The 22,837-nt window shown below is 37.4% G+C and carries 19 protein-coding genes; 5 read left to right on the forward strand and 14 right to left on the reverse strand.

Annotated elements, in window-relative coordinates; genetic code table 11:
• The first annotated feature begins 284 nt into the window (after nucleotides 1–284).
• The 3 genes from CBF35_RS11675 to CBF35_RS11685 all read left to right on the forward strand — a co-directional run bounded on the left by CBF35_RS11675 (nucleotide 285) and on the right by CBF35_RS11685 (nucleotide 3,836).
• Nucleotides 285–2,189, forward strand: coding sequence for an NAD(P)/FAD-dependent oxidoreductase (locus CBF35_RS11675; protein ID WP_126781382.1), 1,905 nt, complete (start codon nucleotides 285–287; stop codon nucleotides 2,187–2,189).
• A gap of 87 nt (nucleotides 2,190–2,276) precedes the next feature.
• Nucleotides 2,277–2,810 (forward strand): Gx transporter family protein, encoded by a 534-nt coding sequence (locus tag CBF35_RS11680; RefSeq protein ID WP_126781384.1) that lies wholly within the window; start codon nucleotides 2,277–2,279, stop codon nucleotides 2,808–2,810.
• A 39-nt stretch (nucleotides 2,811–2,849) separates the two neighbouring features.
• Entirely contained in the window at nucleotides 2,850–3,836 is a 987-nt protein-coding gene (locus tag CBF35_RS11685; RefSeq protein ID WP_126781386.1) for a polyprenyl synthetase family protein, read from the forward strand.
• 69 nt (nucleotides 3,837–3,905) lie between these two features.
• Here the strand turns inward: CBF35_RS11685 and yidA are convergent, their stop codons facing one another.
• Both yidA and CBF35_RS11695 read right to left on the reverse strand, forming a co-directional pair.
• On the reverse strand, nucleotides 3,906–4,718 hold the full coding sequence (gene yidA / locus CBF35_RS11690) for a sugar-phosphatase (protein WP_126781388.1): 813 nt from the start codon (nucleotides 4,716–4,718) through the stop codon (nucleotides 3,906–3,908).
• Nucleotides 4,719–4,747: 29 nt separating this feature from the next.
• Nucleotides 4,748–6,445 (reverse strand): M3 family oligoendopeptidase, encoded by a 1,698-nt coding sequence (locus tag CBF35_RS11695; RefSeq protein ID WP_126781390.1) that lies wholly within the window; start codon nucleotides 6,443–6,445, stop codon nucleotides 4,748–4,750.
• Between the two features lie 215 nt (nucleotides 6,446–6,660).
• Between CBF35_RS11695 and CBF35_RS11700 the strand changes: the two genes are divergently transcribed.
• Nucleotides 6,661–8,292 carry an ABC-F family ATP-binding cassette domain-containing protein gene (locus CBF35_RS11700; RefSeq protein WP_126781392.1) on the forward strand — a complete coding sequence of 544 codons (1,632 nt, stop codon included), beginning with the start codon at nucleotides 6,661–6,663 and terminating at the stop codon, nucleotides 8,290–8,292.
• Between the two features lie 84 nt (nucleotides 8,293–8,376).
• Complete coding sequence (locus CBF35_RS11705; RefSeq protein ID WP_126781394.1) at nucleotides 8,377–8,583, forward strand: hypothetical protein; 207 nt, start codon at nucleotides 8,377–8,379, stop codon at nucleotides 8,581–8,583.
• Between the two features lie 59 nt (nucleotides 8,584–8,642).
• Here CBF35_RS11705 and CBF35_RS11710 read toward each other — a convergent pair whose 3' ends face one another.
• From CBF35_RS11710 to dnaN, 12 genes are all read right to left on the reverse strand, one after another.
• The gene (locus CBF35_RS11710; protein ID WP_244922598.1) at nucleotides 8,643–9,494 is read right to left on the reverse strand and encodes a DegV family protein; all 852 of its coding nucleotides are present in this window, start codon (nucleotides 9,492–9,494) and stop codon (nucleotides 8,643–8,645) included.
• A 149-nt stretch (nucleotides 9,495–9,643) separates the two neighbouring features.
• A complete protein-coding gene (locus tag CBF35_RS11715; protein ID WP_126781398.1) occupies nucleotides 9,644–10,936 on the reverse strand; it encodes an adenylosuccinate synthase in 1,293 nt (430 codons plus the stop codon).
• A gap of 161 nt (nucleotides 10,937–11,097) precedes the next feature.
• Nucleotides 11,098–12,462, reverse strand: coding sequence for a replicative DNA helicase (gene dnaB, locus CBF35_RS11720; protein ID WP_126781400.1), 1,365 nt, complete (start codon nucleotides 12,460–12,462; stop codon nucleotides 11,098–11,100).
• 73 nt (nucleotides 12,463–12,535) lie between these two features.
• Entirely contained in the window at nucleotides 12,536–12,988 is a 453-nt protein-coding gene (gene rplI / locus CBF35_RS11725; RefSeq protein ID WP_126781402.1) for a 50S ribosomal protein L9, read from the reverse strand.
• Between the two features lie 832 nt (nucleotides 12,989–13,820).
• A complete protein-coding gene (gene rpsR, locus CBF35_RS11730; protein ID WP_126781404.1) occupies nucleotides 13,821–14,063 on the reverse strand; it encodes a 30S ribosomal protein S18 in 243 nt (80 codons plus the stop codon).
• A 21-nt stretch (nucleotides 14,064–14,084) separates the two neighbouring features.
• Entirely contained in the window at nucleotides 14,085–14,612 is a 528-nt protein-coding gene (ssb, locus tag CBF35_RS11735; protein WP_126781406.1) for a single-stranded DNA-binding protein, read from the reverse strand.
• 41 nt (nucleotides 14,613–14,653) lie between these two features.
• The gene (gene rpsF / locus CBF35_RS11740; RefSeq protein WP_126781408.1) at nucleotides 14,654–14,953 is read right to left on the reverse strand and encodes a 30S ribosomal protein S6; all 300 of its coding nucleotides are present in this window, start codon (nucleotides 14,951–14,953) and stop codon (nucleotides 14,654–14,656) included.
• Between the two features lie 185 nt (nucleotides 14,954–15,138).
• Nucleotides 15,139–17,652 carry a DNA gyrase subunit A gene (gene gyrA, locus CBF35_RS11745; RefSeq protein ID WP_126781410.1) on the reverse strand — a complete coding sequence of 838 codons (2,514 nt, stop codon included), beginning with the start codon at nucleotides 17,650–17,652 and terminating at the stop codon, nucleotides 15,139–15,141.
• Between the two features lie 92 nt (nucleotides 17,653–17,744).
• Nucleotides 17,745–19,697 carry a DNA topoisomerase (ATP-hydrolyzing) subunit B gene (gyrB, locus tag CBF35_RS11750; protein WP_126781412.1) on the reverse strand — a complete coding sequence of 651 codons (1,953 nt, stop codon included), beginning with the start codon at nucleotides 19,695–19,697 and terminating at the stop codon, nucleotides 17,745–17,747.
• 246 nt (nucleotides 19,698–19,943) lie between these two features.
• The gene (gene recF, locus CBF35_RS11755; RefSeq protein ID WP_126781414.1) at nucleotides 19,944–21,122 is read right to left on the reverse strand and encodes a DNA replication/repair protein RecF; all 1,179 of its coding nucleotides are present in this window, start codon (nucleotides 21,120–21,122) and stop codon (nucleotides 19,944–19,946) included.
• Nucleotides 21,109–21,366, reverse strand: coding sequence for a S4 domain-containing protein YaaA (gene yaaA, locus CBF35_RS11760; RefSeq protein ID WP_126781416.1), 258 nt, complete (start codon nucleotides 21,364–21,366; stop codon nucleotides 21,109–21,111). The genes recF and yaaA overlap by 14 nt, the downstream gene beginning before the upstream one ends.
• 243 nt (nucleotides 21,367–21,609) lie before the next feature.
• Nucleotides 21,610–22,740: a DNA polymerase III subunit beta gene (dnaN, locus tag CBF35_RS11765; RefSeq protein WP_126781418.1), complete on the reverse strand. Its 1,131-nt coding sequence runs from the start codon at nucleotides 22,738–22,740 to the stop codon at nucleotides 21,610–21,612.
• Between the last annotated feature and the right edge of the window lie 97 nt (nucleotides 22,741–22,837).

Genomic DNA, 22,837 nt, shown 5'->3' on the forward strand with positions numbered 1-22,837 from the left:
TTCCACCTTTTCTTTATTTACTTCACCCTCAAAATTAAGTTGATTGTGAAATGTTTTACATAATTATCTTATCGCATTCTCAGGTTTAATGCAATAAGTTTTTGCGTTTTCGTTCATTTTTCACACATTTCTTCCTATTTGTTATTCAAATACTAAGCTTTTTATGATAATCTTAAATATAGTTAGACATCTATCCCATTTGGTTATATAATTAGATAGATTGTGTAATTATTTTCAAAGCAATTATTCATTATTACTACTGTATAAAGGAGAGATTAAGAACTATGGCTAAAACAAGAATTGTCGTCGTAGGAGCTGGGTATGCTGGCGTTTGTGGGACTAAATATATTTCAAAGAAACTTAAAAAGAACACAGATGTTGAAATTACCTTAATTGATCGTCATTCATATCAAACAATGATGACCGAATTACACGAAGTTGCTGGTGGGCGTGTTGAAGAAACTGCCATCCAATATGATTTACAACGTTTATTCTGTCGCAGAAAAAACGTCACTTTAGTTACTGATAATGTTACAAACATTGATAAAGAAAACAAAGTGGTGATTACTGAAAATGGCGAATACCCATTTGATTACGTTATGCTAGGAATGGGTGGCGAGCCCAATGACTTTGGTACTCCTGGTGTTAAAGAAAATGGCTTTACTTTATGGTCAATGGAAGATGCGATTAAATTACGTGAGCATATTCAATTAACTGTTAAAAAAGCTGCCTTAGAACCAGATGCTGAAATTCGCAAAGCAATGTTAACTTTCGTTGTCTGTGGTTCAGGGTTCACTGGTATTGAAATGGTCGGCGAATTAATTGACTGGAAAGCTCGTTTAGCAAAAGACAACAAAATCACTGCTGAAGAAATTTCATTATTAGTCGTTGAAGCTGCACCAACGATCTTAAACATGTTGGACCGTAATGACGCTGGTAAAGCTGAACGCTTTATGGTTAAACAAGGAATTCAAATTCTGAAAAATTCAGCGATTGTTGAAGTTGGCGCTGATGCAATCACTTTAAAAAATGGTGATACAATTCCAACTCATACCTTAATCTGGACTGCTGGTGTTCAAGCCAACAGCGATGCGAAAGCTTTTGAAATGGAAGCGGCTCGTGCTAACCGCCTAGTTGCTAACGAATACATGCAAGCGAAAGGTTATGAAGACAAAGGGGTTTACGTTGTCGGAGACTTAGTTTATTACGAAGAATTCGAAAACACACCAACACCACAAATCGTGCAAGCGGCTGAAGGTACTGGTCACTGTGCTGCGAAAAACATCGTGGCTGAAGTCAACAAAACTGAAATGCATAAATACAAAGGGAACTACCAAGGATTTATGGTTTCAATCGGCTCTAAATACGGTGTGGCTTGTCTCTTTGAAAAAATTCATCTAAGTGGTTTCATGGCCATTTTAATGAAACATATGATTAACTTAAAATACTTCCTGGACATTCGCTCAGGTTACTACGCTTTCCAATACATGATGCACGAGTTCTTCCATATTAAGGACGAACGTAACGTTGCTCGTGGTCACTCATCTCGTTACGGCAATATTTTATGGTCAGTACCATTACGTGTCTTCTACGGTTTAGTTTGGTTAGTTGAATCAATGAAAAAAGTGGTCGGAACTGGCGATTACTTAAAACCATCAACTTGGTTTGGTGAAGGCTCTTGGTTTAGTGATACAATTGTTTTCCCTTTCCCATGGTTACAAGACGCTGCGACAACCGGTGCTTCAGAAGCTGTTGATGGCTCTGCTGAAGTCGTTGAAACCGTTGCTCACTTCGGTTTAAGTTATGGTTATGGTGAAGAACCAATGATGGTCTTTGACCACATGCCAAAATGGTTTGCTTCAGTAATGGAATTTATGATGCCTACACCAGAAGTAGCCCTATTCTTCCAAAAATTCATGACAATTTTTGAAATTTTAATTGCTCTAGCTTTAATTGCTGGACTATTCACATGGTTAGCAAGTGCCTCAACTATCGCTTTAGTCGCTGCATTCTGTCTATCAGGTATGTTCTACTGGGTTAACATCTGGTTCATCCCCGTTGCCTTTGCACTAATGAACGGCTCTGGCCGTGCTGTTGGTTTAGACAAATGGGCGGTGCCATGGATCCACAGAACTTTAGGTAAATGGTGGTACGGTGATACGAAATCAAGATATGGGCAAAGCAAATAAGCTACCCTTACTAATAAAGTTCTAGGGGCTGCCCTAGAACTTTATTTTTAATTACGCTATACTTAGCTAATCAACAGGGAGGCTGAAATGAATAAAAATAAAACATATATTTATATTTCACTCTTAGTGGCCCAGGGAGTTGTCATCGGTTTATTAGAACGAATGATTCCTTTCCCCTTCGCCTTTGCTCCTGGAGCGAAATTAGGCTTAGCTAATTTAATTACAATTATTGCCATCTTCACTATGTCTAAGAGAGAAAGCTTCTTTCTTGTTTGTTTACGATTATTATTAACAACTTTCCTCGGTGGGACGGTTTCAACTTTGTTATACAGTGCTTCTGGCGCTTTTCTGAGCTATGCTGGCATGCTGTTAATCAAAGGCCTAGGTCCTAAACGAGTTAGTGTCATCGGGATTAGTGCTGCTGGTGGTTTTTTACATAACGTCGGTCAATTAGTGACTGCTAGTTGGATTTCTGGTTCTTGGAACGTCATGCTCTACTTACCAGTCTTATCTTTTATCGGCATCTTAGCTGGTATTGCCGTGGGGATTGCTGCTAATTACTTACTAGAGCACGTAAGTACCTTGAATCGTTTTCAAAAAGACTACCAAGCCTCATCTTAATTAACACAAATCAACAGTTATCAACCTAAGGAGTTTACCATGAAAATTCACAAATTATGGCAAGATTACCCTGATTTGGCAAAAGAGTTAGCCGCTACATTAAAAATGATGGAAGGCTCTATCAAATTATCAAACAAAGCCGTTGAACAAGCGATCTTAACGATGATTTATTCTGGCGGAAAGTTATTACGTCCAGCTTATTTACTCCTTTTTTCACAGTTCGGCAAAGAAACTGATCGGGAAAAAATGATTGCTTTAGCTGCTGCCATGGAAACCTTACATACAGCGACTTTAATTCACGATGATATTATTGACGAAGCAGACCTCAGACGAAATCATCCTACCGTTCAAAGTCAATTCGGGAAAGATGTGGCTGTCTATGCTGGCGACTATTTGTTCGTTAGTTGTTTTAAACTCTTAGCTAACCACGCTTCTTCTCTGAAGAGTATTCAACTCAATGCTAACAGTATGGAAAAAGTCTTAGCTGGGGAATTAGGGCAAATGGACAACCGTTACGATACAACTATGAGCATCAATGCTTACTTAGATAATATTTCTGGAAAAACTGCGGAATTGTTTGCCTTAAGCTGTTTTGTCGGTGCTTATGAAAGTGGTTGTTCGCAATTATTTGCTAATAAATGTAAGAAAATCGGTAACTATATTGGCATTACTTTTCAAATTATCGATGATATTTTAGATTACTCTGAAGCAACTGCCAGTATTGGCAAACCAGTCCTAGAAGACGTCAAGCAAGGGGTTTACAGCTTACCCTTACTCTACGCCTTAAAAAACAATCCCCAAGCCTTGTTGCCTCTGCTAAACAAGAGAGAAGGGATGACAACAGCTGATACTGCCGAAATTTATCAACTGGTTCAAGAAAATGGTGGGATTGAAGAAGCTCGCAAACTAGCTGCCTCATACACAGCTAAAGCGTTAAAAGAAATTACTAAGTTGCCTGATAATGAACAGGAGACTAAAAAAGTCATTTATGACGTGACTAGTTTATTGTTAAAACGGACTTATTAATCGAAAAAAAGACTGCTTTCCATGTTACTTTTTGGAAAGTTAGTCTTTTTTTGTTATTTATATTTCCTGTTATTTTAAAACATATTCTTCAATAATCCCTGCTACCCCATCTTCATCATTGGACAGACCAATCACATCAGCCACAGCTTTTAAAGCTGGCACGGCGTTGCCCATGGCCACACCAATTCCGGCAGTCACAACCATTGGCAAGTCGTTTTCATTGTCACCAATTGCCATCGTTTCTTCTTGTTTAATCCCTAAATGATCGGCTAGCTCTAGTAAGGCTTTGCCTTTATTAGCTTCAATGTTTAGAATTTCATAATAGAATTCAGCACTTTTAGCTGTTGTATACTTTTCTTTAAACCAGTCAGGAATTTTCGTAATCGCTTCATCTAAAAGGACTGGTTCGTCAATCATCATCATTTTAATAATTTCCATGTCTGGTGTCATTTGATCGATTGAACGATAATACAAAGGCATGCCTGTCAGTCCAACTTCATGAATCGTATAAGGACTAATTAGATGATTGGCCGTATAAATATTTTCTTGATCAATAGTATGAATTGGCACTCCGACTTGGCGAGCCATCGCTTCGATTTCAATAAAGTTCTCATAAGTTAAGCCGTGGGAAGCAATGATTGCTTTCGTATCGCTCGCTTGAACTAAGGAACCGTTATAAGTAATTACGTAGTCCCCAGCTTCTTCTAAGTTTAAAGCTTTAAGTGATTCGACAACACCTGGATAAGGGCGACCAGTTGCTAGAACGATCTTAATCCCTTGGGCTTTCGCTTCTGCGATTGTGGCCTTCGTTTTTGCGGTTAATTCTTTATTTGAATTAAGTAATGTGCCATCGATATCAATGGCGACTAGTTTAATAGACATTAGTGACAAGCTCCTTTAATTTAAGTAATTTAGTTGAATTGTGAATCATCAATCCCTGATAAATAAGTATCAATCGACGCCATCACTGAAGTCAGTGCCCCTTTTTCAAAAGGTGATTGTAACTTAGCTAACGCAACGATCTCTAAGAAACTCTTCGTGCCGCCAACCTGACAAATCGCTAAATAATCTGACCATGCTTGGGGATCTTTTTCTAAATGGTCTCTTTGCCAAAATTGGAAGGCGCAGACTTGGGCTAACGTATAATCAATATAGTAAAACGGCGATGAAAAGATATGGCCTTGGCGGTACCAGTAAGTTCTTTGAGCTAAGAAGTCATCTTCACTGTAATCTCGTTCCGGACAATACATCCCTTCTAATTCTCGCCAAACATTATTTCGTTCCGCTGGGGTCATGTCTGGTCGTTCATAAACCACATGTTGGAAATGATCGACTAGGACGCCATAAGGTAAAAATTGCACAGCTCCTGACAGATGTGAAAAATGATACTTACTTGCTTGTTCCTCAAAGAATAAATGCATCCACGGCCACGTAAAGAACTCCATACTCATAGAATGGATCTCACAGCTCTCGTAAGTTGGAAAGACACAATCTGGTTGCTTAATCCAACGTGATTGATAAACTTGGAAGGCATGGCCGGCTTCATGAGTTAAGACATCAATATCCGCTGACGTCCCATTAAAGTTGGCGAAAATAAACGGGGCTTGCTCTTTCGGCAAATAGTCACAGTAGCCACCACTTTGTTTACCTGGTTTGCTAAGTAAGTCTAATAACTCTGACTCTACCATATCTGTCATAAATTTGCCGGTTTCTGGTGATAGTTCTTGGTACATAGCTAAGCCTTTTTCGACAATTTCCTCAGGCGTCCCTTTTGGTATGGCATTGCCGCTTAAATATTCTAAAGGTAAATCATAATTTTTAAGGGTCTTTAAGCCTAAACGCTGACTTTGACGTTGGTATAATTTTTGAGTAATTGGTACTACATGTTTCAGAATTTCTTCCCGATACACTTCCACCATTTCACGGTTATAATCAAACCGGTTCATGAAACGATAGGCCATTTCAACATAGTCTTTGAAACCTAATGTTTGGGCAATCTTCGTTCTAACTTTGACTAATTGGTCAAAGACGTGATCAATCCTTCCAGCATTTTCAGCAAAGAACGCACTGCTGACGCTACTGGCTCCTTTACGAACTTCTCGTTCAGTGCTTTGACGGTAAGGGCCTAATTGGGCTAACGTTAACTCTTTGCCATCAAAGGCGACTTGGGCACTAGCGATTAATTGGTCGTATTCTGAGACTAATTTATTTTCAGTTTGTAATAGTTCAATGACTTCACTAGAGAACGTTGCTAACTTGTTTTCCGCTAGCATGAAAAACGTCGTCGGAAAGACAGTTTTTAATTGTTCAATATGAGGCGATGATAAAATCACTTGGTAATATTCGGTAATTAATTCTTCGTATAAGGGCCCAAATTCATTCCAATACTCATCTTCCTCTTTATAAAACGGATCCCGAGTATCGATCGTGTGGCGAATCATGGCTAATTCTTGCATCGAAGTTAGATCACTGTGTAATTGAAATAAAGCTTCCCCTCGTTCATTGACAGTCTCAGCTGTACCAGCCTCAAACTCACTTATTTTTTCGGCAAATTCTTTTTTAGTTGTTGCGTAATCTGGTCTAACATATGAATAGTCTGAAAATTTCATGAGATTCCTACTTTCGAAAAATATTTATTGAAACCATTATATCACGCTTTCAGAAGTTACTTAAAACTTTCTGATAATTTACCGAATTAACTATAAAAACAACTTCCTACTATATATAGGCAGACTTCATGGTTGTAATTCCCAGCAATCCTAGTTATAATGCTAGAAGGTCTATCTATGTATAGAAAATTAAATAAGAGGAATTGAGGAACACTATGATTACTGTATCAAATGTTAGTTTGCAACTACCAGATCGTAAATTATTCGAAGACGTTAACATCAAATTCATCCCCGGCAACTGTTATGGCTTAATCGGTGCTAATGGCGCTGGTAAATCAACTTTCTTAAAAGTTTTAGAAGGATCAATTGAAGCCTCAACCGGTTCTGTGACTTTAGGTCCAGACGAACGGATGGCAACCCTTAAACAAAACCACTTTGACTATGATGATATTACTGCTCTAGCAACTGTCATGATGGGTCACAAACGTCTCTATGAAGTCATGCAAGAAAAAGACGCCATTTACATGAAAGAAGATTTCTCTGATGCTGACGGCTTAAAAGCCGCTGAATTAGAAGGGGAATTTGCTGAATTGAATGGTTGGGAAGCTGAACCAGAAGCTGCGCAATTACTCCAAGGATTAAACATTCCTGATGAGTTACACGACTTAAAAATGGCTGAACTATCAGCTGGTGAAAAAGTTAAAGTATTATTAGCCCAAGCTCTTTTCGGTAAGCCTGATGTCTTACTTTTAGATGAGCCAACCAATGGTTTAGACACGAAGTCAATTGCTTGGTTAGAAGAGTTTTTAATTAACTTTGATAACACTGTTATTGTTGTTTCCCATGACCGTCACTTCTTAAATAAAGTTTGTACTCACATGGCTGATTTAGACTTTGGTAAAATCACGTTATTCGTTGGAAACTACGATTTCTGGTTAGAGTCTAGTCAATTAGCTTCAAAATTACAAGCGGATCAAAACACGAAAAAAGAAGAAAAAGTCAAAGAATTACAAGACTTTATCGCTCGTTTCAGTGCGAATGCTTCAAAATCTAAACAAGCAACGTCTCGTAAAAAAATGTTAGAAAAAATCACTATTGACGACATTCAACCTTCTTCACGTCGCTATCCTTTCGTAGGCTTTAGCCCAGAACGTGAAATCGGTAATGATTTATTACAAGTTGAAAATATTTCAAAAACCATTGATGGTAAAAAAGTCTTAGATAATATTTCATTCACTTTAAATAAAGACGACAAAGTTGCTTTCATTGGTAACAATGATATCGTAACAACGGTTTTATTCAAAATTATTATGGGTGAAATGGAAGCTGATTCCGGTGAAGTCAAATGGGGCGTAACAACGTCACAAGCTTACTTACCAAAAGATAACTCTGCCGAGTTTGAAGGAAATCAACAACCAATCGTTGACTGGTTACGTCAATACGCAGGCAAAGAAGAAGACGACAATACGTTCTTACGTAGTTTCCTAGGTCGGATGTTGTTCTCAGGTGAAGACGTTATGAAACCTGTCAATGTCTTATCTGGTGGTGAAAAAGTTCGTTGTATGTTATCTAAAATGATGCTCTCAAAAGCTAACGTTTTAGTTTTAGACGACCCAACAAATCACTTAGACTTAGAGTCAATCACAGCACTTAATGATGGTCTAATCGGCTTTAAAGGCTCTCTGTTGTTCGCTTCACATGACCACCAGTTTATTCAAACAATTGCTAACCGCATCATTGCAATTTCTGATAAAGGTGTCGTTGACCGTGCGGAAACAACTTACGATGAGTTCTTAGACAACAAAGAAGTTCAAGATAAAATGAAAGAACTTTTTAAAACTAAATAATGACTCTTAATTTACCTCCGTTGAAGGGAACACCTGTACCAACGGAGGTAACTTTCATTAAATAACTGTAAAGGACTGATACATATGAATAAAGAAGATATTATTATTGATAATTTATACGAAGGTTCATCTGAATTATTACAATTTCCATTTTGCGGTGTCGCAACTGCTTTACATGAAAATTCAGCTGTTCTTCAATTATCAACCTTTAACCCTTTAGATAAAGAAAAAATTGAAGATTTAAAAGGTTACGTTATTGTCCGTTACCGCGATTTAAGCTTACCAAAATAAGTGAATCAAAAAAAGTAGCACTCCTTGATGTTAAATCATCAAAGGGTGCTACTTTTTATTTATCTGATTGTTCCAAATGAAAAGACGGCCATGGCACCATAACCAGTATGACTAGCGATCGTTGGACCCATTGGTAATAAGACAATCTCTTTGACGCCTGGTTGATCCGTTAACAGACTTTTAACTTCTTCACCAGCCTCTAAATCACCGGCATAAGCAATGACCACGGTTTGATCAACTTGTTCCCCTATTGTTTTCAGTGTTTCTTGGACTAATTTATCTAAAGACTTGTGGCGACCACGAACTTTGCCGACATTAATTAAATGACCACTTGGATCAACGACAATAATTGGTTTAATCTTGATTAAACTACCAACTGTGGCTGAAGCTTTTGAAATCCGGCCACCTCGTTCTAAGTGATTTAAGTCATTAACTGTCACCCATGAATGGAGACGAGGCCCATACTCATTTAACCAAGTAACAGCCTCTGTCAGTGATTGACCTGCGTCTCGTAACTTGATTAACTCCATAACTAATAAGCCTAGGCCCAGTGATGCTGCTTTAGAATCAATGATTGTGATTGGAAGATTGTTATGTTCTTCTTTTAACATTTCCAATGCCATGACAGCATTGTTGTACGAACCACTTAAACCTGATGAAAAACATAAATATAATAATGGTTGTTGACTATCGATATAATTGCTAAAAATTTCTAAATACGTACCGGTATTAATTTGTGACGTTGTCGGCATTTTTCCTGCCTGTAATTCTGACATAAACCATTGATAGTCGAAGTCTTCGCCTAAGTCATCGACATACTCTTTGCCATCTAAATTGATAATCATACTAACAAATTGGACATGATTATCTTTTAAATATTGATATGGCAAATCACAACATGAATCTGTCATTAAATCAAAACTTTTTCCAGCCAAACCTATTTCCTCCTTTTTAAAAGTTATGTAAGTATAACATAATTCCTGATTTTCTTTAACATATGTGAACTCACTCATATAAAAAAGACTTACTAAAGAAAGTTTTAGTAAGTCTTTTTACTTGATTAAATTTGTGCCCAAACACTTTCTAAAACGTTTGTTTGGTTACGGTCAGGACCAACTGAAAAGGTCGACACGCGAACTCCTACAAGCTCTGACACTCGGTGTACGTAGTTACGTGCATTTTCTGGTAGTTCTGCTAATGTTTTACAACTAGTGATATCTTCTTCCCAACCTGGTAATTCTTCAAAAATTGGTTTACAACGAGCTAATTCTTTTAAGCTAGCTGGGTAGTGATAGATTTTTTCACCATCTAATTCATAGGCTGTACAAATTTTCACGGTTTTCAAGCCACTTAAGACATCAATTGAGTTTAATGATAAGTTCGTAATCCCAGAAACTCGTTTAGAATGGCGCATTACAACAGTATCAAACCAACCAACCCGACGTGGTCTTCCTGTGACTGTCCCAAATTCACGGCCGATTTCACGAATACGGTCGCCAGTTTCGTCAAATAATTCAGTTGGGAATGGGCCATCACCGACACGAGATGTATAAGCTTTACAAACTCCAACAACTTTATCAATTTTAGAAGGTCCCACCCCACTGCCTATGGTCACGCCTCCGGCTACGGGGTTAGATGATGTGACATATGGGTAAGTCCCTTGATCGATGTCTAACATGACCCCCTGAGCCCCTTCAAAGAGGACACGTTTGCCAGCATCTAAAGCATCATTCAAAATAACTGAAGTATCTGTGACATATTTTTTAATTTGTTGCCCATATTCGTAGTATTCTTCAAAAATGTCATCAAAATTCAACGCTTCTGCATCATACATTTTAGTGAACACGCGGTTTTTTTCTTCTAAGTTAATACGTAATCGTTCTTCAAAAATCTCTTTATCTAATAGATCCGCCATGCGAATACCAATTCGAGCTGCCTTGTCCATATACGCTGGACCAATGCCTTTATTTGTTGTACCAATTTTATTTTCGCCTTTAGACTCTTCTTGTAAAGTATCTAATAAAATATGGTAAGGTAAAATAACGTGCGTTCTGTCAGAAATTCTTAAGTTATCAGTCGTTACTCCTTTGTCATGTAAGTATTTAATTTCTCTAACAATTGACTTCGGATTAACAACGACACCATTACCAATCACACTGATTTTATCTTTGTAAAAGATCCCTGATGGAATTAATTGTAATTTATACGTAACGCCATCAAATTTAATCGTATGGCCTGCGTTATCTCCACCTTGGTAACGGGCAATGACTTCTGCATTTTCACTTAAAAAATCTGTAATCTTACCTTTTCCTTCGTCTCCCCATTGGGTACCTACTACAACAACTGATGACATATGAACACCTCATTCTTTTATTTTAGCTCCTACATTATTTTAACAAGATTCAGCTTAAAAATCAAGGAATTGCGAACGTTAAGAATCAATAACAATCATTATATTCAAAAACACTAACAATATTGCCGAACATCACTTGAAAGTACATAAAAACACGAACATTAAAAGTCTGTTCGTGTCGATAATGATGAAAATTTATTGTATTCCTTAATAAAGAGTAATTCCACGGTTCCCCGAGCACCACTCCGGTTTTTTTCAATAATAACTTCAATGATATTATTGTCTTCTTGCTCTTCACTTGGTTCTGCCCCTTCTTCATCGCGATAATAATCATCACGGTATAAAAAGGCAACAATATCAGCATCTTGCTCGATCGACCCAGACTCACGAATATCACTAAGGACTGGACGTTTGTCTTGTCGTTGTTCCACACCACGAGAAAGTTGAGATAAAGCAATCACTGGGACTTTTAATTCCTTGGCTAATTTTTTCAATTGACGTGAAATTTCAGAAACTTCTTGTTGACGGTTCTCACGACCAGTTCCTTCAATTAGTTGTAAGTAATCAATTAAAATCAATCCTAGATTGCCTTTTTCCTGAGCGAGCTTACGACACTTTGCGCGAATTTCAGAGATTTTAATCCCTGGAGTATCATCAATATAAATATGGGCTTTAGATAAACTTCCCATAGCCATAATTAAGTTTTGCCACTCTTCTTCATTCAACTGACCAGTTCTTAAATGACTGGCATCGATTGTCCCTTCAGCACATAACATCCGGTTGACTAAAGAAGAGGCTCCCATTTCCAAACTAAAGATTGCTACAGCTTTATCTGTTTTAGTTCCGACATTTTGAGCGATGTTTAAGGCAAAAGCTGTCTTCCCTACGGCAGGACGAGCAGCTAAGATAATTAGCTCTTCCGGTTGTAAACCAGCAGTCATTTTATCTAAAGCATGATAGCCTGTTGGCAAACCAGTGATCTCTTCTTCTTGTTGGGACAAACGGTCGATTTCAGCAAAGGTCGTATTCAAGACTTCCGAGATTGATAAGAAGCCACTGCGGTTACGTTTTTCTGAAACTTCTAGAATTTTCCGTTCGGCTTCATCTAGAATCGTTTCAACTGCGTCTCCTTGTTCAAAACCTTGACTAACAATATCTGTGGCGGTTTGAATCAAGTTTCGTAATAAGGACTTTTGCTCAACGATTTTTGCGTAGTGAACAATATTCGCTGCTGTTGGGACTGTTAAGGCTAACTCTGATAAATAAGTCAGTCCACCGATATCTTCTACTAAGTTAGCATTTTCTAATTGATCTTTGACTGTGATAACATCAATTGCTTCATTACGATCGTTTAAGGAAATCATTGTTTCAAAAATAAGCTGATGACTGCGACGATAAAAATCTTTAGTCTCAACGTATTCCATTGCTTCGATAATGGACTCCGCATCTAAAAAGATAGAGCCTAATACAGCTTGTTCAGCTTCGATGTTTTGTGGTGGTACTCTATCTTGCATTACTTCACTCATTCACTGTCTCTCCTATTTCAACATTAGACTCACTTAAATACGTAAAACAAAAAGGAAGTTACCTTCCTTTTGTTTACTCTGCTACAACATGAACTCTTAAAGTTGCAACGACTTCTTGGTGTAATTTTAACGGGACACTCGTATAGCCTAAACTTCTAATTGGCTCTGGTAAATCTAATTTACGTTTATCAATTTTCAAGTCGTGTTGTTTTTTCAAAGCGTCTGCTACTTGTTTTGACGGAATTGAACCGAATAACCGGCCATCTTCTCCTGCTTTCGCTTTAACAATCACTTCGAAACCTTCTGTTTCTAATTTAGTTTTTAAGACTTCTGCTTCCGCCTTAATTTCTGCGTCTAACCGGTCTTTAGCTTTCTTTTGGGCTTTTAATTCACTGACGCTACTAGTTGTTGCTTCTTTAGCATAGCCATTCTTAATTAGGAAGTTTTGAGCGTAACCTGATGCTACTTCTTTAACGTCCCCTTTTTTTCCTTGGCCTTTTAAATATTTAGTAAAAATTACTTTCATAGTTAAAATCTCCTCTTCAATATATTCTCTCTTACTGATACATTCAGAGTGTCAATTCTGATTACTCTTCTATTCTACCACAATTAACCCCTGGCATAAATAAGAAACCTCTATCTCTCAGAAGTTATTATAGTAGTTAGTAACGATTCAAAATGTTTCACGTGAAACATTTAAAAACTAGCTAATTAGTTCGCTTAATCTTTAATAACAGACTATTTTTTTCTTACAAAGGGATTTTAACACATGGAAATTGATTGGTTAACTGTCTGATTCCTTTTTTAATTGACCGATTTCCCTTTATTAACGACTGTCTGAAAATCATCTTGAAACTTCTGGAACTTGAAGATAATTTGATTGTCTCAGCTGCTCTTCTTTTAAGAATAAACTTTAGTTCCAAAAAGTAGCATCATCCTCTGTCTGGACTTTATGATTCTTGATCGCTATTTAATCCATTACCCCTTAAACTAATTCTCATTACTTTCTACAAAGAGGATACTTATGCTTAACCTTTATTTCATTATAAAGACTGACCCGATTATCTTATCTTTTTTTACTTCTTTGACTTTATGTCTAAATCAATTCACTAGGGAAGTCATTAATGTTTGATACCTCTGAATACCAGCATCTGCGTTTCATACTTTTAATCCATTAAAAACAGAAGACTTCTCTGATCCGTGGTTAGCTAAAAGTAATTTGAACAACTGCCATCAAATCTTACCTTAACCCTTCGACCTGGGATCCCTTTTTAAGATTAGCTAACTTTTAACTGCATGCCATTATTTGACTATAGAAAAAGACAATGCTAAGTGATTAGCATTGTCTTGATTAATTACTATTGTTCTTCGCCTACGAATGGAAGTAATCCCATAATACGCGCGCGTTTGATTGCTACTGTTAAAGTACGTTGGTGTTTAGCACAAGTACCAGTTACACGACGTGGTAAAATTTTACCTCTTTCAGAGATAAATCTGCTTTTAAGCAGTTCAACGTCTTTATAGTCAACGTGGTCTACATGGTTAGCGCAGAAATAACAAACCTTACGTCTTCTTTTTCCGCCTCTTCTTTGTTGAGCCATCATTTTCCCTCCTGTTCGATTTTAGAATGGTAAATCATCATCAGATATGTCAATTTGGGAAGCCGAACCAAAAGGATCAGCGTCTCTTCCAAAACTTGGCATATCATTCTTCGGGGTTGATGAAGATTGGTTAAATGATTGATTGCTTTGTTGACTTGGTTGATAAGCACCTTGACTAGGTTGGTTATCATCACCAAAGCTCGGCTCTTGTTTTCTTTGTTCGTTGGCATTTTTAGATTCTAACATTTGGAAGTTATCACATACGACTTCGGTTACATAAACTCTTTGTCCTTGTTGGTTTTCATAGTTACGAGTTTGAATTCGTCCTACAACACCTATCAGGGAACCTTTACGAGTGTAGTTGGCTAAAGTTTCTGCTGGTTTTCTCCAAATTACACAGTTAATAAAATCTGCTTCTCTATCGCCACTTTGGTTTGTAAAGCTTCTGTTTACAGCCAAAGTGAAAGTAGCAACGGCAGATCCACTAGATGTGTAACGTAAGTCCGGATCTTTTGTCAAACGACCGACAAGTACAACATTGTTAATCAAATCTCCATCCCCTTTCTCATTAATGTTTCACGTGAAACATTTTAAACTTCTTCTTTGATGATCATATGACGAATAATATCGTCACTGATTTTAGCTAAACGATCGAATTCATTGATGCCGTCAGCATTTTCTGAAGAAACTTTAACGATGTGGTAGATACCTTCACGGTAATCTTTAATTTCGTACGCTAAGCGACGTTTTTCCCACATTTTTGATTCTAAAACTTCAGCACCGTTGTCTTTTAAAATTGCATCAAAACGATCAACTAATACAGTTTTAGCTTCTTCATCAATGTTCGGACGAATGATATACATAACTTCGTATTTCGTTACTTGACTCATTGATATTTCACCTCCTTATGGACTTTGGCTCTACCGAAATAGAGCAAGGAAAGTTAATCTACTAATAGATTACTCACATCTTAATAGTATACTACTCTGACTGATAAATTGCAAGTTATTTCAGTATCCCTTTGAAGATTAGCCAAAAGAAAAGACTAGAGTAAATCACTCTAGTCTTTAATCGTTTATTCTTCTGAAGCTTCCGTTGGTGTGTCAGTTGCTGGTAAGTCCGTTGTTGGTATTTCTGTTCCTTCAACGTCCTCAACATCTTCTGGCTCAACTTTAGCCATTGTCGAAACATTGGCATCTTCTTCTAAACGAATTAATCTGACACCTTGGGTCGCCCGACCTGTTTGGGAAACAGTATCAACGCCAAAGCGGATAATAACACCTTTATTTGTAATTAATAAGATGTCTTCTTCACCTGTGACAGTCGTTAAGCCTGCTAAAGGTCCATTTTTCTCAGTAATATTAGCAGTTTTAATTCCTTTACCGCCACGGCCTTTAACTGGATACTCAGACCAATTTGTCCGTTTACCATAGCCATTTTCAGTAATAATTAAAACTTCTTTGCCTTCATCGAGAATGTCCATGCCAACAACATAGTCATCATCTCTCAGACGGACACCACGAACCCCTGTAGCTGTTCTACCCATATCTCTAACATCATTCTCGTCAAAGGTCACAGAATAGCCTAAATGAGTCCCTATGATGATATTCTTCGTACCATCAGTGACTGAGACATTAATTAACTCATCGTCTTCACGTAAACCAATCGCAATTAAGCCATTGCTGCGAATATTTGCGAATGCCATTACAGAAGTTCGTTTGACAATTCCTTTTCTCGTTGTAAAGAATAAGTATTCCCCTTCTTCAGCTTTACCATCGATGCTAATAATTGCTTCGATTTTTTCTGAAGAATCGATACCTAACAAGTTAATGATTGGAATTCCTTTAGCTGTTCGGCCGTATTCTGGAATTTCATAACCTTTTGCTTGGTAAACTTTCCCATTATTCGTAAAGAATAGTAGGTTATCGTGGGTTGAACATGACACAAGATTTTCAACAAAATCATCGTCGTGCATTCCCATGCCTTGAACCCCACGGCCACCACGTTTTTGCGTTCTAAATTCAGAATTAGCTAAACGTTTAATATAACCGTTATGAGTTAAAGTAATCACGATTTCTTCTTCTTCGATTAAGTCTTCGTCTTCTAAACTTAAAACTTCACCAACTAATAATTCAGTTCTCCGTGGGTCATCGTATTTCGCCTTAACTTCTTGGAGTTCTGTTTTAATAATTTCTAGAATTCGTTCATGATTAGCCAGAATATCAGTTAAATCAGCGATTAAGGCTAATAGTTCTTGGTATTCTTTCTCAATCTTGTCACGTTCTAAGCCAGTTAAACGGCGTAAACGCATGTCTAAAATCGCTTGAGCTTGCCGATCTGACAAATCAAAAGTCTCGATTAAAGCAGCTTTAGCCACATCATCTGAAGCCGATGAGCGAATCACTTTGATGATTTCATCAATATGATCTAACGCAATCCGTAACCCTTCTAAAATATGGGCACGGGCTTCCGCTTTTTTCTTATCAAATTCTGTTCGACGACGAATGACTTCTTCTTGGTGCGTAATGTAGTGACTTAAAATTGATTTTAAACCAAGAATTTTCGGTTCGCCATCAACAATCGCTAACATATTGAAACCAAATGAGCTTTGGAGAGCGGTCATTTTATATAAATTATTCAAAATAACTGAGGCACTAACGTCACGACGGACTTCAATCACAATTCGCATGCCTTCACGAGAAGACTCATCACGGAGATCAGTCATCCCTTCAATTCGTTTTTCACGACTTAAATCAGCAATTTTTTCAATTAGTTTGGCTTTATTAACCATATAAGGTAACTCCGTCACAATAATTCGTTCTTTGCCGTTTTTCATCTCTTCGATGTCAACTTTTGAACGAACCATGATTGACCCACGGCCAGATTCGTAAGCTTTACGAATTCCTGATTTACCCATCACTAAACCGCCAGTTGGGAAATCGGGACCAGGTAAGACTTCCATTAATTCCATCGTTGTGGCATCTGGATTATCCATTAACAGGGTCGTCGCATCAATTACTTCACCTAAATTATGAGGTGGAATATTCGTTGCCATTCCCACGGCAATCCCTGTAGTTCCATTAACTAATAAGTTGGGAAAACGAGCTGGTAAAACCAGTGGTTCCCGCTCCGTTTCATCGTAGTTGTTACCGAAATCAACGGTATCTTTATTAATATCACGTAACATCTCTAAAGCAATTTTACTCATTCGCGCTTCGGTGTAACGCATGGCAGCGGCACCGTCACCATCGACGGAACCAAAGTTACCATGACCATCAACTAACATTTGGCGGAAGCTAAAAGGCTGAGCCATCCGGACCATTGATTCATAAATCGCACTGTCACCATGAGGGTGATACTTACCCATCACGTCTCCGACGATCCGGGCTGATTTTTTATGAGCTTTATCTGGTGTGACACCAAGATCATTCATACCGTACAAAATTCTCCGGTGAACAGGTTTTAACCCATCACGAACGTCAGGTAAGGCACGAGAAACAATAACACTCATTGCGTAATCTAAAAATGAGTCTTCCATTTCATTCGTTAAATTGACGTCCTTCACATTTTTTCTTACTTCATCTGTCATGAAAGTTCTCCTTCTGCTTATCTACTAACTTTATTTGCGATAATTTGCTGAAGCAAGCTTAATTTCAGCTACTGCTACTTACAGCTTAATGATTAAACATCTAAATTTTTCACATAACGAGCGTTTTTCTCGATAAAGTCACGACGTGGTTCAACTTTGTCACCCATTAGTGTTTCAAAAACTTGGTCGGCCTTAATAGCATCGTCGACTGTCACACGCAACATAACGCGAGCCTCAGGGTCCATCGTTGTTTCCCATAGTTGATGGTCATCCATCTCTCCCAAACCTTTGTAACGTTGAATACTTGGCTTAGGAGTAGCAGGTAGTTCTTTAATCTTCTCTGCTAGATCAGTTTCAGCTTCTTTGCCAGGCTGAATGTAGGTAATATTTTTTCCTTGTTTGATCCCATATAAAGGTGGTTGGGCAATGTAAACATAGCCTGCTTCGACGATTGGGCGCATAAAACGGTAGAACAAAGTTAATAATAAGGTTCTAATATGAGCACCATCAACGTCGGCATCGGTCATAATAACTAATTTATGATAACGAGCTTTCGACACATCAAATTCGTCACCAAAACCAGTTCCCATGGCTGTAAATAGTGAACGAATTTCTTCGTTCGCTAAAATTTTATCCATAGTTGCTTTTTCAACGTTCAAAATCTTACCACGAATCGGTAAAATCGCTTGGAATTCCCGATCGCGACCTTGTTTCGCTGAACCACCGGCTGAATCTCCCTCAACGATAAAGAGTTCTGATTTTTTCGGGTCACGACTTGAACAGTCAGATAGTTTACCTGGTAAGTTACTAATTTCTAAGGCGCCTTTACGACGAGTCACTTCCCGAGCACGTTTGGCAGCCATCCGCGCTTTCGAAGCTAATACCCCTTTTTCAACGACTTTTTTAGCAACTGTTGGGTTTTCTAATAAAAATTTATTGAAAGCTTCTGAGAATAGACGGTCAGTAACTGTTCGAACTTCTGAGTTACCTAACTTCGTTTTCGTTTGACCTTCAAATTGTGGTTCTGGGTGTTTGATTGAAACAACGGCAGTAATGCCTTCCCGAACATCTTCCCCACTTAAGTTCTCTTCGTTTTCTTTAATGATTTTTTGCTTACGGCCGTAGTCATTGATAACTCGAGTTAAAGCAGTTCGGAAACCAAATTCATGGGTTCCACCTTCATATGTATGAATATTATTAGCAAAACTGAGTAAATTCGTATGATAACCATCAGTATATTGAATCGCAACTTCAACCATAATGTCTTGTTGCTCCCCTTCAGTATAAATCGGTTCATCGAATAAGACAGTTTTATTGGCATTTAAGTGTTCAACATAACTTTTTATGCCGCCTTCATAGTAATAATCACGTTTTTCAGCTGATTCAGCTCGTTTGTCTTCAATTGTTAATTTTAAGCCACGGTTTAAGAAGGCTAACTCTCTTAAACGAGTCGCTAATTTTTCAAATTCAAAATAAACTGTTTCAGTAAATATTTCTGGATCAGGAATGAAATGAACGGTTGTTCCACTACGATCAGTTTCACCAATGACTTTTAAATCACCGACAACTTTCCCTTGATGGAACTCTTGGTAATGGATTTCACCACCTGTATAAACTTTAACATCTAGTTGCACTGATAAAGCATTAACAACTGATGAACCTACACCGTGAAGTCCCCCTGATACTTTATAACCGCCACCGCCAAATTTACCACCAGCATGGAGAACCGTAAAGACTGTCTCTACAGCTGGACGACCCGTTTTAGCTTGAATCCCAACTGGAATTCCTCGACCGTTATCGACAACTGTAATACTGCCGTCAGCTTCTATTTCTAGATTGATTTCCGTACAGAAACCAGCTAGTGCCTCATCAATTGAGTTATCAACGATTTCCCAGACTAAATGGTGTAATCCTTGGCCACTCGTTGAACCAATATACATTCCAGGACGCTTTCTGACAGCTTCTAAGCCTTCTAAGACTTGAATCTGACTAGCATCATATTCTTTTGCTTTATCGTCTAATAAACGTTTTTCTTCATCTGTCATCCCTGTTCACTCTCCCTTATGGTCGATGTCCCTAATCTCTACGCATTGAAAAATGCTAGAATTACGGCTCTCCTCTTAGTTAGTCGATGTCCTTAATCTCTACGCATTGGAAAATGCTAGAATTACGGCTCTCCTCTTATAGTCGATGTCCCTAATCTCTACGCATTGGAAATGCTAGAATTACGGCTCTCCCTTTTCACTTCGTAAGTTGATGTCCTTAATTTCTACCCATTAGAAATGCTAGAATTACGGCTCTTTTTTTTCAGTTTGAGGGTCAGCGTTGCTAACATTAAAGATATTAGCATCTTCCCTTTGGCGCTCAACTTGGCCATTAGTCACAATAAAGACATCAGGTTGACTCATCAAACGATTTGATAAGTGTTTCAATGTTGTTGTTGTGACGAAGGTTTGGACTTTTCCTTCAATCGTTTTTAATAAATGAATCTGGCGTTCGTCATCCAGTTCACTCATCACGTCATCTAATAAAAGAATTGGGTATTCACCGATTTCTTCTTTAATTAACTCAATTTCCGCTAGCTTTAAACTTAAAGCTGCCGTTCGTTGTTGGCCTTGTGAACCATATGTTTGGACATTTTGATCGTCAATATAGAAGAATAAGTCATCTCGGTGAGGGCCAATTGCTGTATTTTGTTTAAAAATTTCTTGTTTTTGTTTCTGTTTTAACTCCGTCATAAAGGTTTTTAGAATCGTTTCACGATCATCCTTACTTGTTATCGTCATACTTGGTTGATAATCAATTCGTAAGGTTTCTCGTTGGTCAGTAATCCCCCGATGAATGTCTTGGGACCATTTTTCTAATTTACCGATAAAACGGTAACGTAAATATAAAACATGACTGCCTGCTTCGGCTAATTGTTCCGATAGAATATCAAGATACGTTTCATCAAGAGTTTTTTTTTCATTCAGTTGTTTTAAATATTTATTTCGTTGTTTTAAGACTTTTTGATAAGTTGTTAAGTGATATAAGTACAAAGGATCGATTTGCCCTAGTTCCATATCAATAAAACGTCGTCTAATTTGCGGTGCTCCTTTGATCAAATACAAATCTTCTGGCGCAAATAATACCACGTTTAATTCACCAATATAGTCACTTAATTTCTTTTGTTCAATATGATTAAGCTTCGTTTTTTTCCCTTTAGTCGAAATCGCCATCTCAAGTTGTAACTGATGGTTTTTTTTCTCAATGTTGCCAACGATCCGAGCATAATCAGCTCCCCAACCAATGAATTCCTTCTCATTGTTCGTTCGGTGACTACGAGTCATGGCTAAAACATAAATACTTTCTAATAAATTCGTTTTCCCTTGGGCATTTTCCCCTAAAAAAATAGTTAAAGCCTTGGGAAATTCAAGGCTTAAGGATTCATAATTGCGATAATGATCTAATTGAATATTAGTCAATCTCATGAGAATCTTCTCCAATGCTTGGTTCATCCATTTTCTCCATAAAAAAAGTACCTGTATCAGGTATCTCAATCATCATGCCTGGATATAATTTGCGACCTCTGCGATTTTCAACTTCGCCGTCGACAAAAATCGTATGTTCTTGTAAGTACCATTTTGCCATGCCACCACTTGAGATGACACTGATTTCTTTTAAGAACTGACCAAGTCGAATAAATTCAGCCTTTAATATAAATTTTTCTTTCATTTTTTCACCTTCTTATGATGCAATTTCTACTTACTATTATACCGTTTTTTTACCTAAAAAACAAATATTCCTTAATATTTTCTCTTTTCAGCTATTTCTAGCCTTTTTAGATAGTTTTATCCTTTTTCAACAATTTAAGCTTAAACCCGCAATTTTTTAAGTTTTAGTGTCTTTGCTAACTTTTCCTTAGAAACAAAAGAAAAACCATTTAATCAAAAAGACTAAATGGTTTTTAAAGCTTTTTTAGTTAGTTCTCACTGGCGTAATTAATTGGATAAATGAAATATCTGAATCAACAGGTTCTAGTGTGAAAGGTCTGATTGGTGAAATAAATTTAACGACAACATCAATGCCACCAAAGGCTTTTAAAGCATCTTTCATATAATCTGGATTGAATGAAATTTCTAAAGGTTCACCAGTTACTTTTTGGTAAGTTAATTCTTCTTGGACATTACCAATTTCAGGTGAATTTCCGTAAATCGTTACTTCATCAGCTGTAATGGCTAATTTAACAATGTTATTACGGCCTTCATGAGACAGTAATGAGGCTCTTTCAATCGCTGATAATAAAGCTGGGACACTAAATTCGATTTCGGTATTAAAACTACTTGGAATTAAACGATTCGTATCTGGGTATTTCCCTTCTAGTAAACGAGAATAGAAATACATCGTTTTCGTTTTGAAAAGGACTTGGTTTTCCATAATACTAATTTCAACTAATTCTTCTTCATCTTTAAAAGAACGAGATAATTCAAGTAAACTTTTTCCAGGGATCACGATATCAAAATCTTCGACGGCGTTTTCCACAGGGATAACTCGTTGACTTAAACGGTGGCTATCTGTTGCAACAGCTAATAACTCACTATTACTTTGAATAAAGTGAACTCCCGTTAAGATCGGACGACTTTCGTGCATAGAAACAGCAAAACCTGTTTCACTAATGATTTTATTTAAGACTCTGACTGGTATTTTTAATTGATTGTTTTCATCAATGATCGGAAGATGCGGATAGTTGTCTGGATCTAGTCCATTAACGACGAATTCTGCTGCTCCTGAAGTAATTGCGACTTGATTATTTTCAAGTACTTCTAATGTAAAGAGATCTTCTGGTAATTTACGAATAATTTCTCCGAAGAAACGAGATTGTAAAACAATCGCGCCAGTTTTTTCAATTAGCATCTGGGCTTTTTTATCATCTTTTGCTAAAAAGGTTTCAATTGAAATATCAGCGTTACTTCCGGTTAAAGAAAGTCCTTCATCCGTTAGGACGATTTTTACTCCAGTTAAAATTGGAATAGTTGTTTTGGATGAAATCGCTCGTTGGGCAGTTGATAATTCATTCATGAATGTGGTTCTATTTATTGTTAATTTCATTTTATGTATAAGTCCTTTCTGGGTTTATATTATTATTATATAAAATAATAGTAGTAGTAGGTCCTGTTAGTTCTGTGGAAAAGAGTGATGAGCATTA

This window comes from Vagococcus salmoninarum (assembly GCF_003987495.1).
GTDB classification, from domain to species: domain Bacteria; phylum Bacillota; class Bacilli; order Lactobacillales; family Vagococcaceae; genus Vagococcus_D; species Vagococcus_D salmoninarum.

What these genes read in the sequence shown, in the direction of transcription:
- CBF35_RS11705 (WP_126781394.1), top strand. Translation starts at nt 8,377, where the DNA reads ATGAATAAAGAAGATATTATTATTGATAATTTATACGAAGGTTCATCT.
- yidA (WP_126781388.1), bottom strand. Translation starts at nt 4,718, where the DNA reads ATGTCTATTAAACTAGTCGCCATTGATATCGATGGCACATTACTTAAT.
- CBF35_RS11715 (WP_126781398.1), bottom strand. Translation starts at nt 10,936, where the DNA reads ATGTCATCAGTTGTTGTAGTAGGTACCCAATGGGGAGACGAAGGAAAA.
- yaaA (WP_126781416.1), bottom strand. Translation starts at nt 21,366, where the DNA reads ATGAAAGAAAAATTTATATTAAAGGCTGAATTTATTCGACTTGGTCAG.
- rpsF (WP_126781408.1), bottom strand. Translation starts at nt 14,953, where the DNA reads ATGAGTCAAGTAACGAAATACGAAGTTATGTATATCATTCGTCCGAAC.
- gyrA (WP_126781410.1), bottom strand. Translation starts at nt 17,652, where the DNA reads ATGACAGATGAAGTAAGAAAAAATGTGAAGGACGTCAATTTAACGAAT.
- CBF35_RS11700 (WP_126781392.1), top strand. Translation starts at nt 6,661, where the DNA reads ATGATTACTGTATCAAATGTTAGTTTGCAACTACCAGATCGTAAATTA.
- rpsR (WP_126781404.1), bottom strand. Translation starts at nt 14,063, where the DNA reads ATGGCTCAACAAAGAAGAGGCGGAAAAAGAAGACGTAAGGTTTGTTAT.
- CBF35_RS11680 (WP_126781384.1), top strand. Translation starts at nt 2,277, where the DNA reads ATGAATAAAAATAAAACATATATTTATATTTCACTCTTAGTGGCCCAG.
- rplI (WP_126781402.1), bottom strand. Translation starts at nt 12,988, where the DNA reads ATGAAAGTAATTTTTACTAAATATTTAAAAGGCCAAGGAAAAAAAGGG.
- CBF35_RS11675 (WP_126781382.1), top strand. Translation starts at nt 285, where the DNA reads ATGGCTAAAACAAGAATTGTCGTCGTAGGAGCTGGGTATGCTGGCGTT.
- CBF35_RS11710 (WP_244922598.1), bottom strand. Translation starts at nt 9,494, where the DNA reads ATGACAGATTCATGTTGTGATTTGCCATATCAATATTTAAAAGATAAT.
- CBF35_RS11685 (WP_126781386.1), top strand. Translation starts at nt 2,850, where the DNA reads ATGAAAATTCACAAATTATGGCAAGATTACCCTGATTTGGCAAAAGAG.
- gyrB (WP_126781412.1), bottom strand. Translation starts at nt 19,697, where the DNA reads ATGACAGATGAAGAAAAACGTTTATTAGACGATAAAGCAAAAGAATAT.
- recF (WP_126781414.1), bottom strand. Translation starts at nt 21,122, where the DNA reads ATGAGATTGACTAATATTCAATTAGATCATTATCGCAATTATGAATCC.
- dnaB (WP_126781400.1), bottom strand. Translation starts at nt 12,462, where the DNA reads ATGAGTGAAGTAATGCAAGATAGAGTACCACCACAAAACATCGAAGCT.
- CBF35_RS11695 (WP_126781390.1), bottom strand. Translation starts at nt 6,445, where the DNA reads ATGAAATTTTCAGACTATTCATATGTTAGACCAGATTACGCAACAACT.
- dnaN (WP_126781418.1), bottom strand. Translation starts at nt 22,740, where the DNA reads ATGAAATTAACAATAAATAGAACCACATTCATGAATGAATTATCAACT.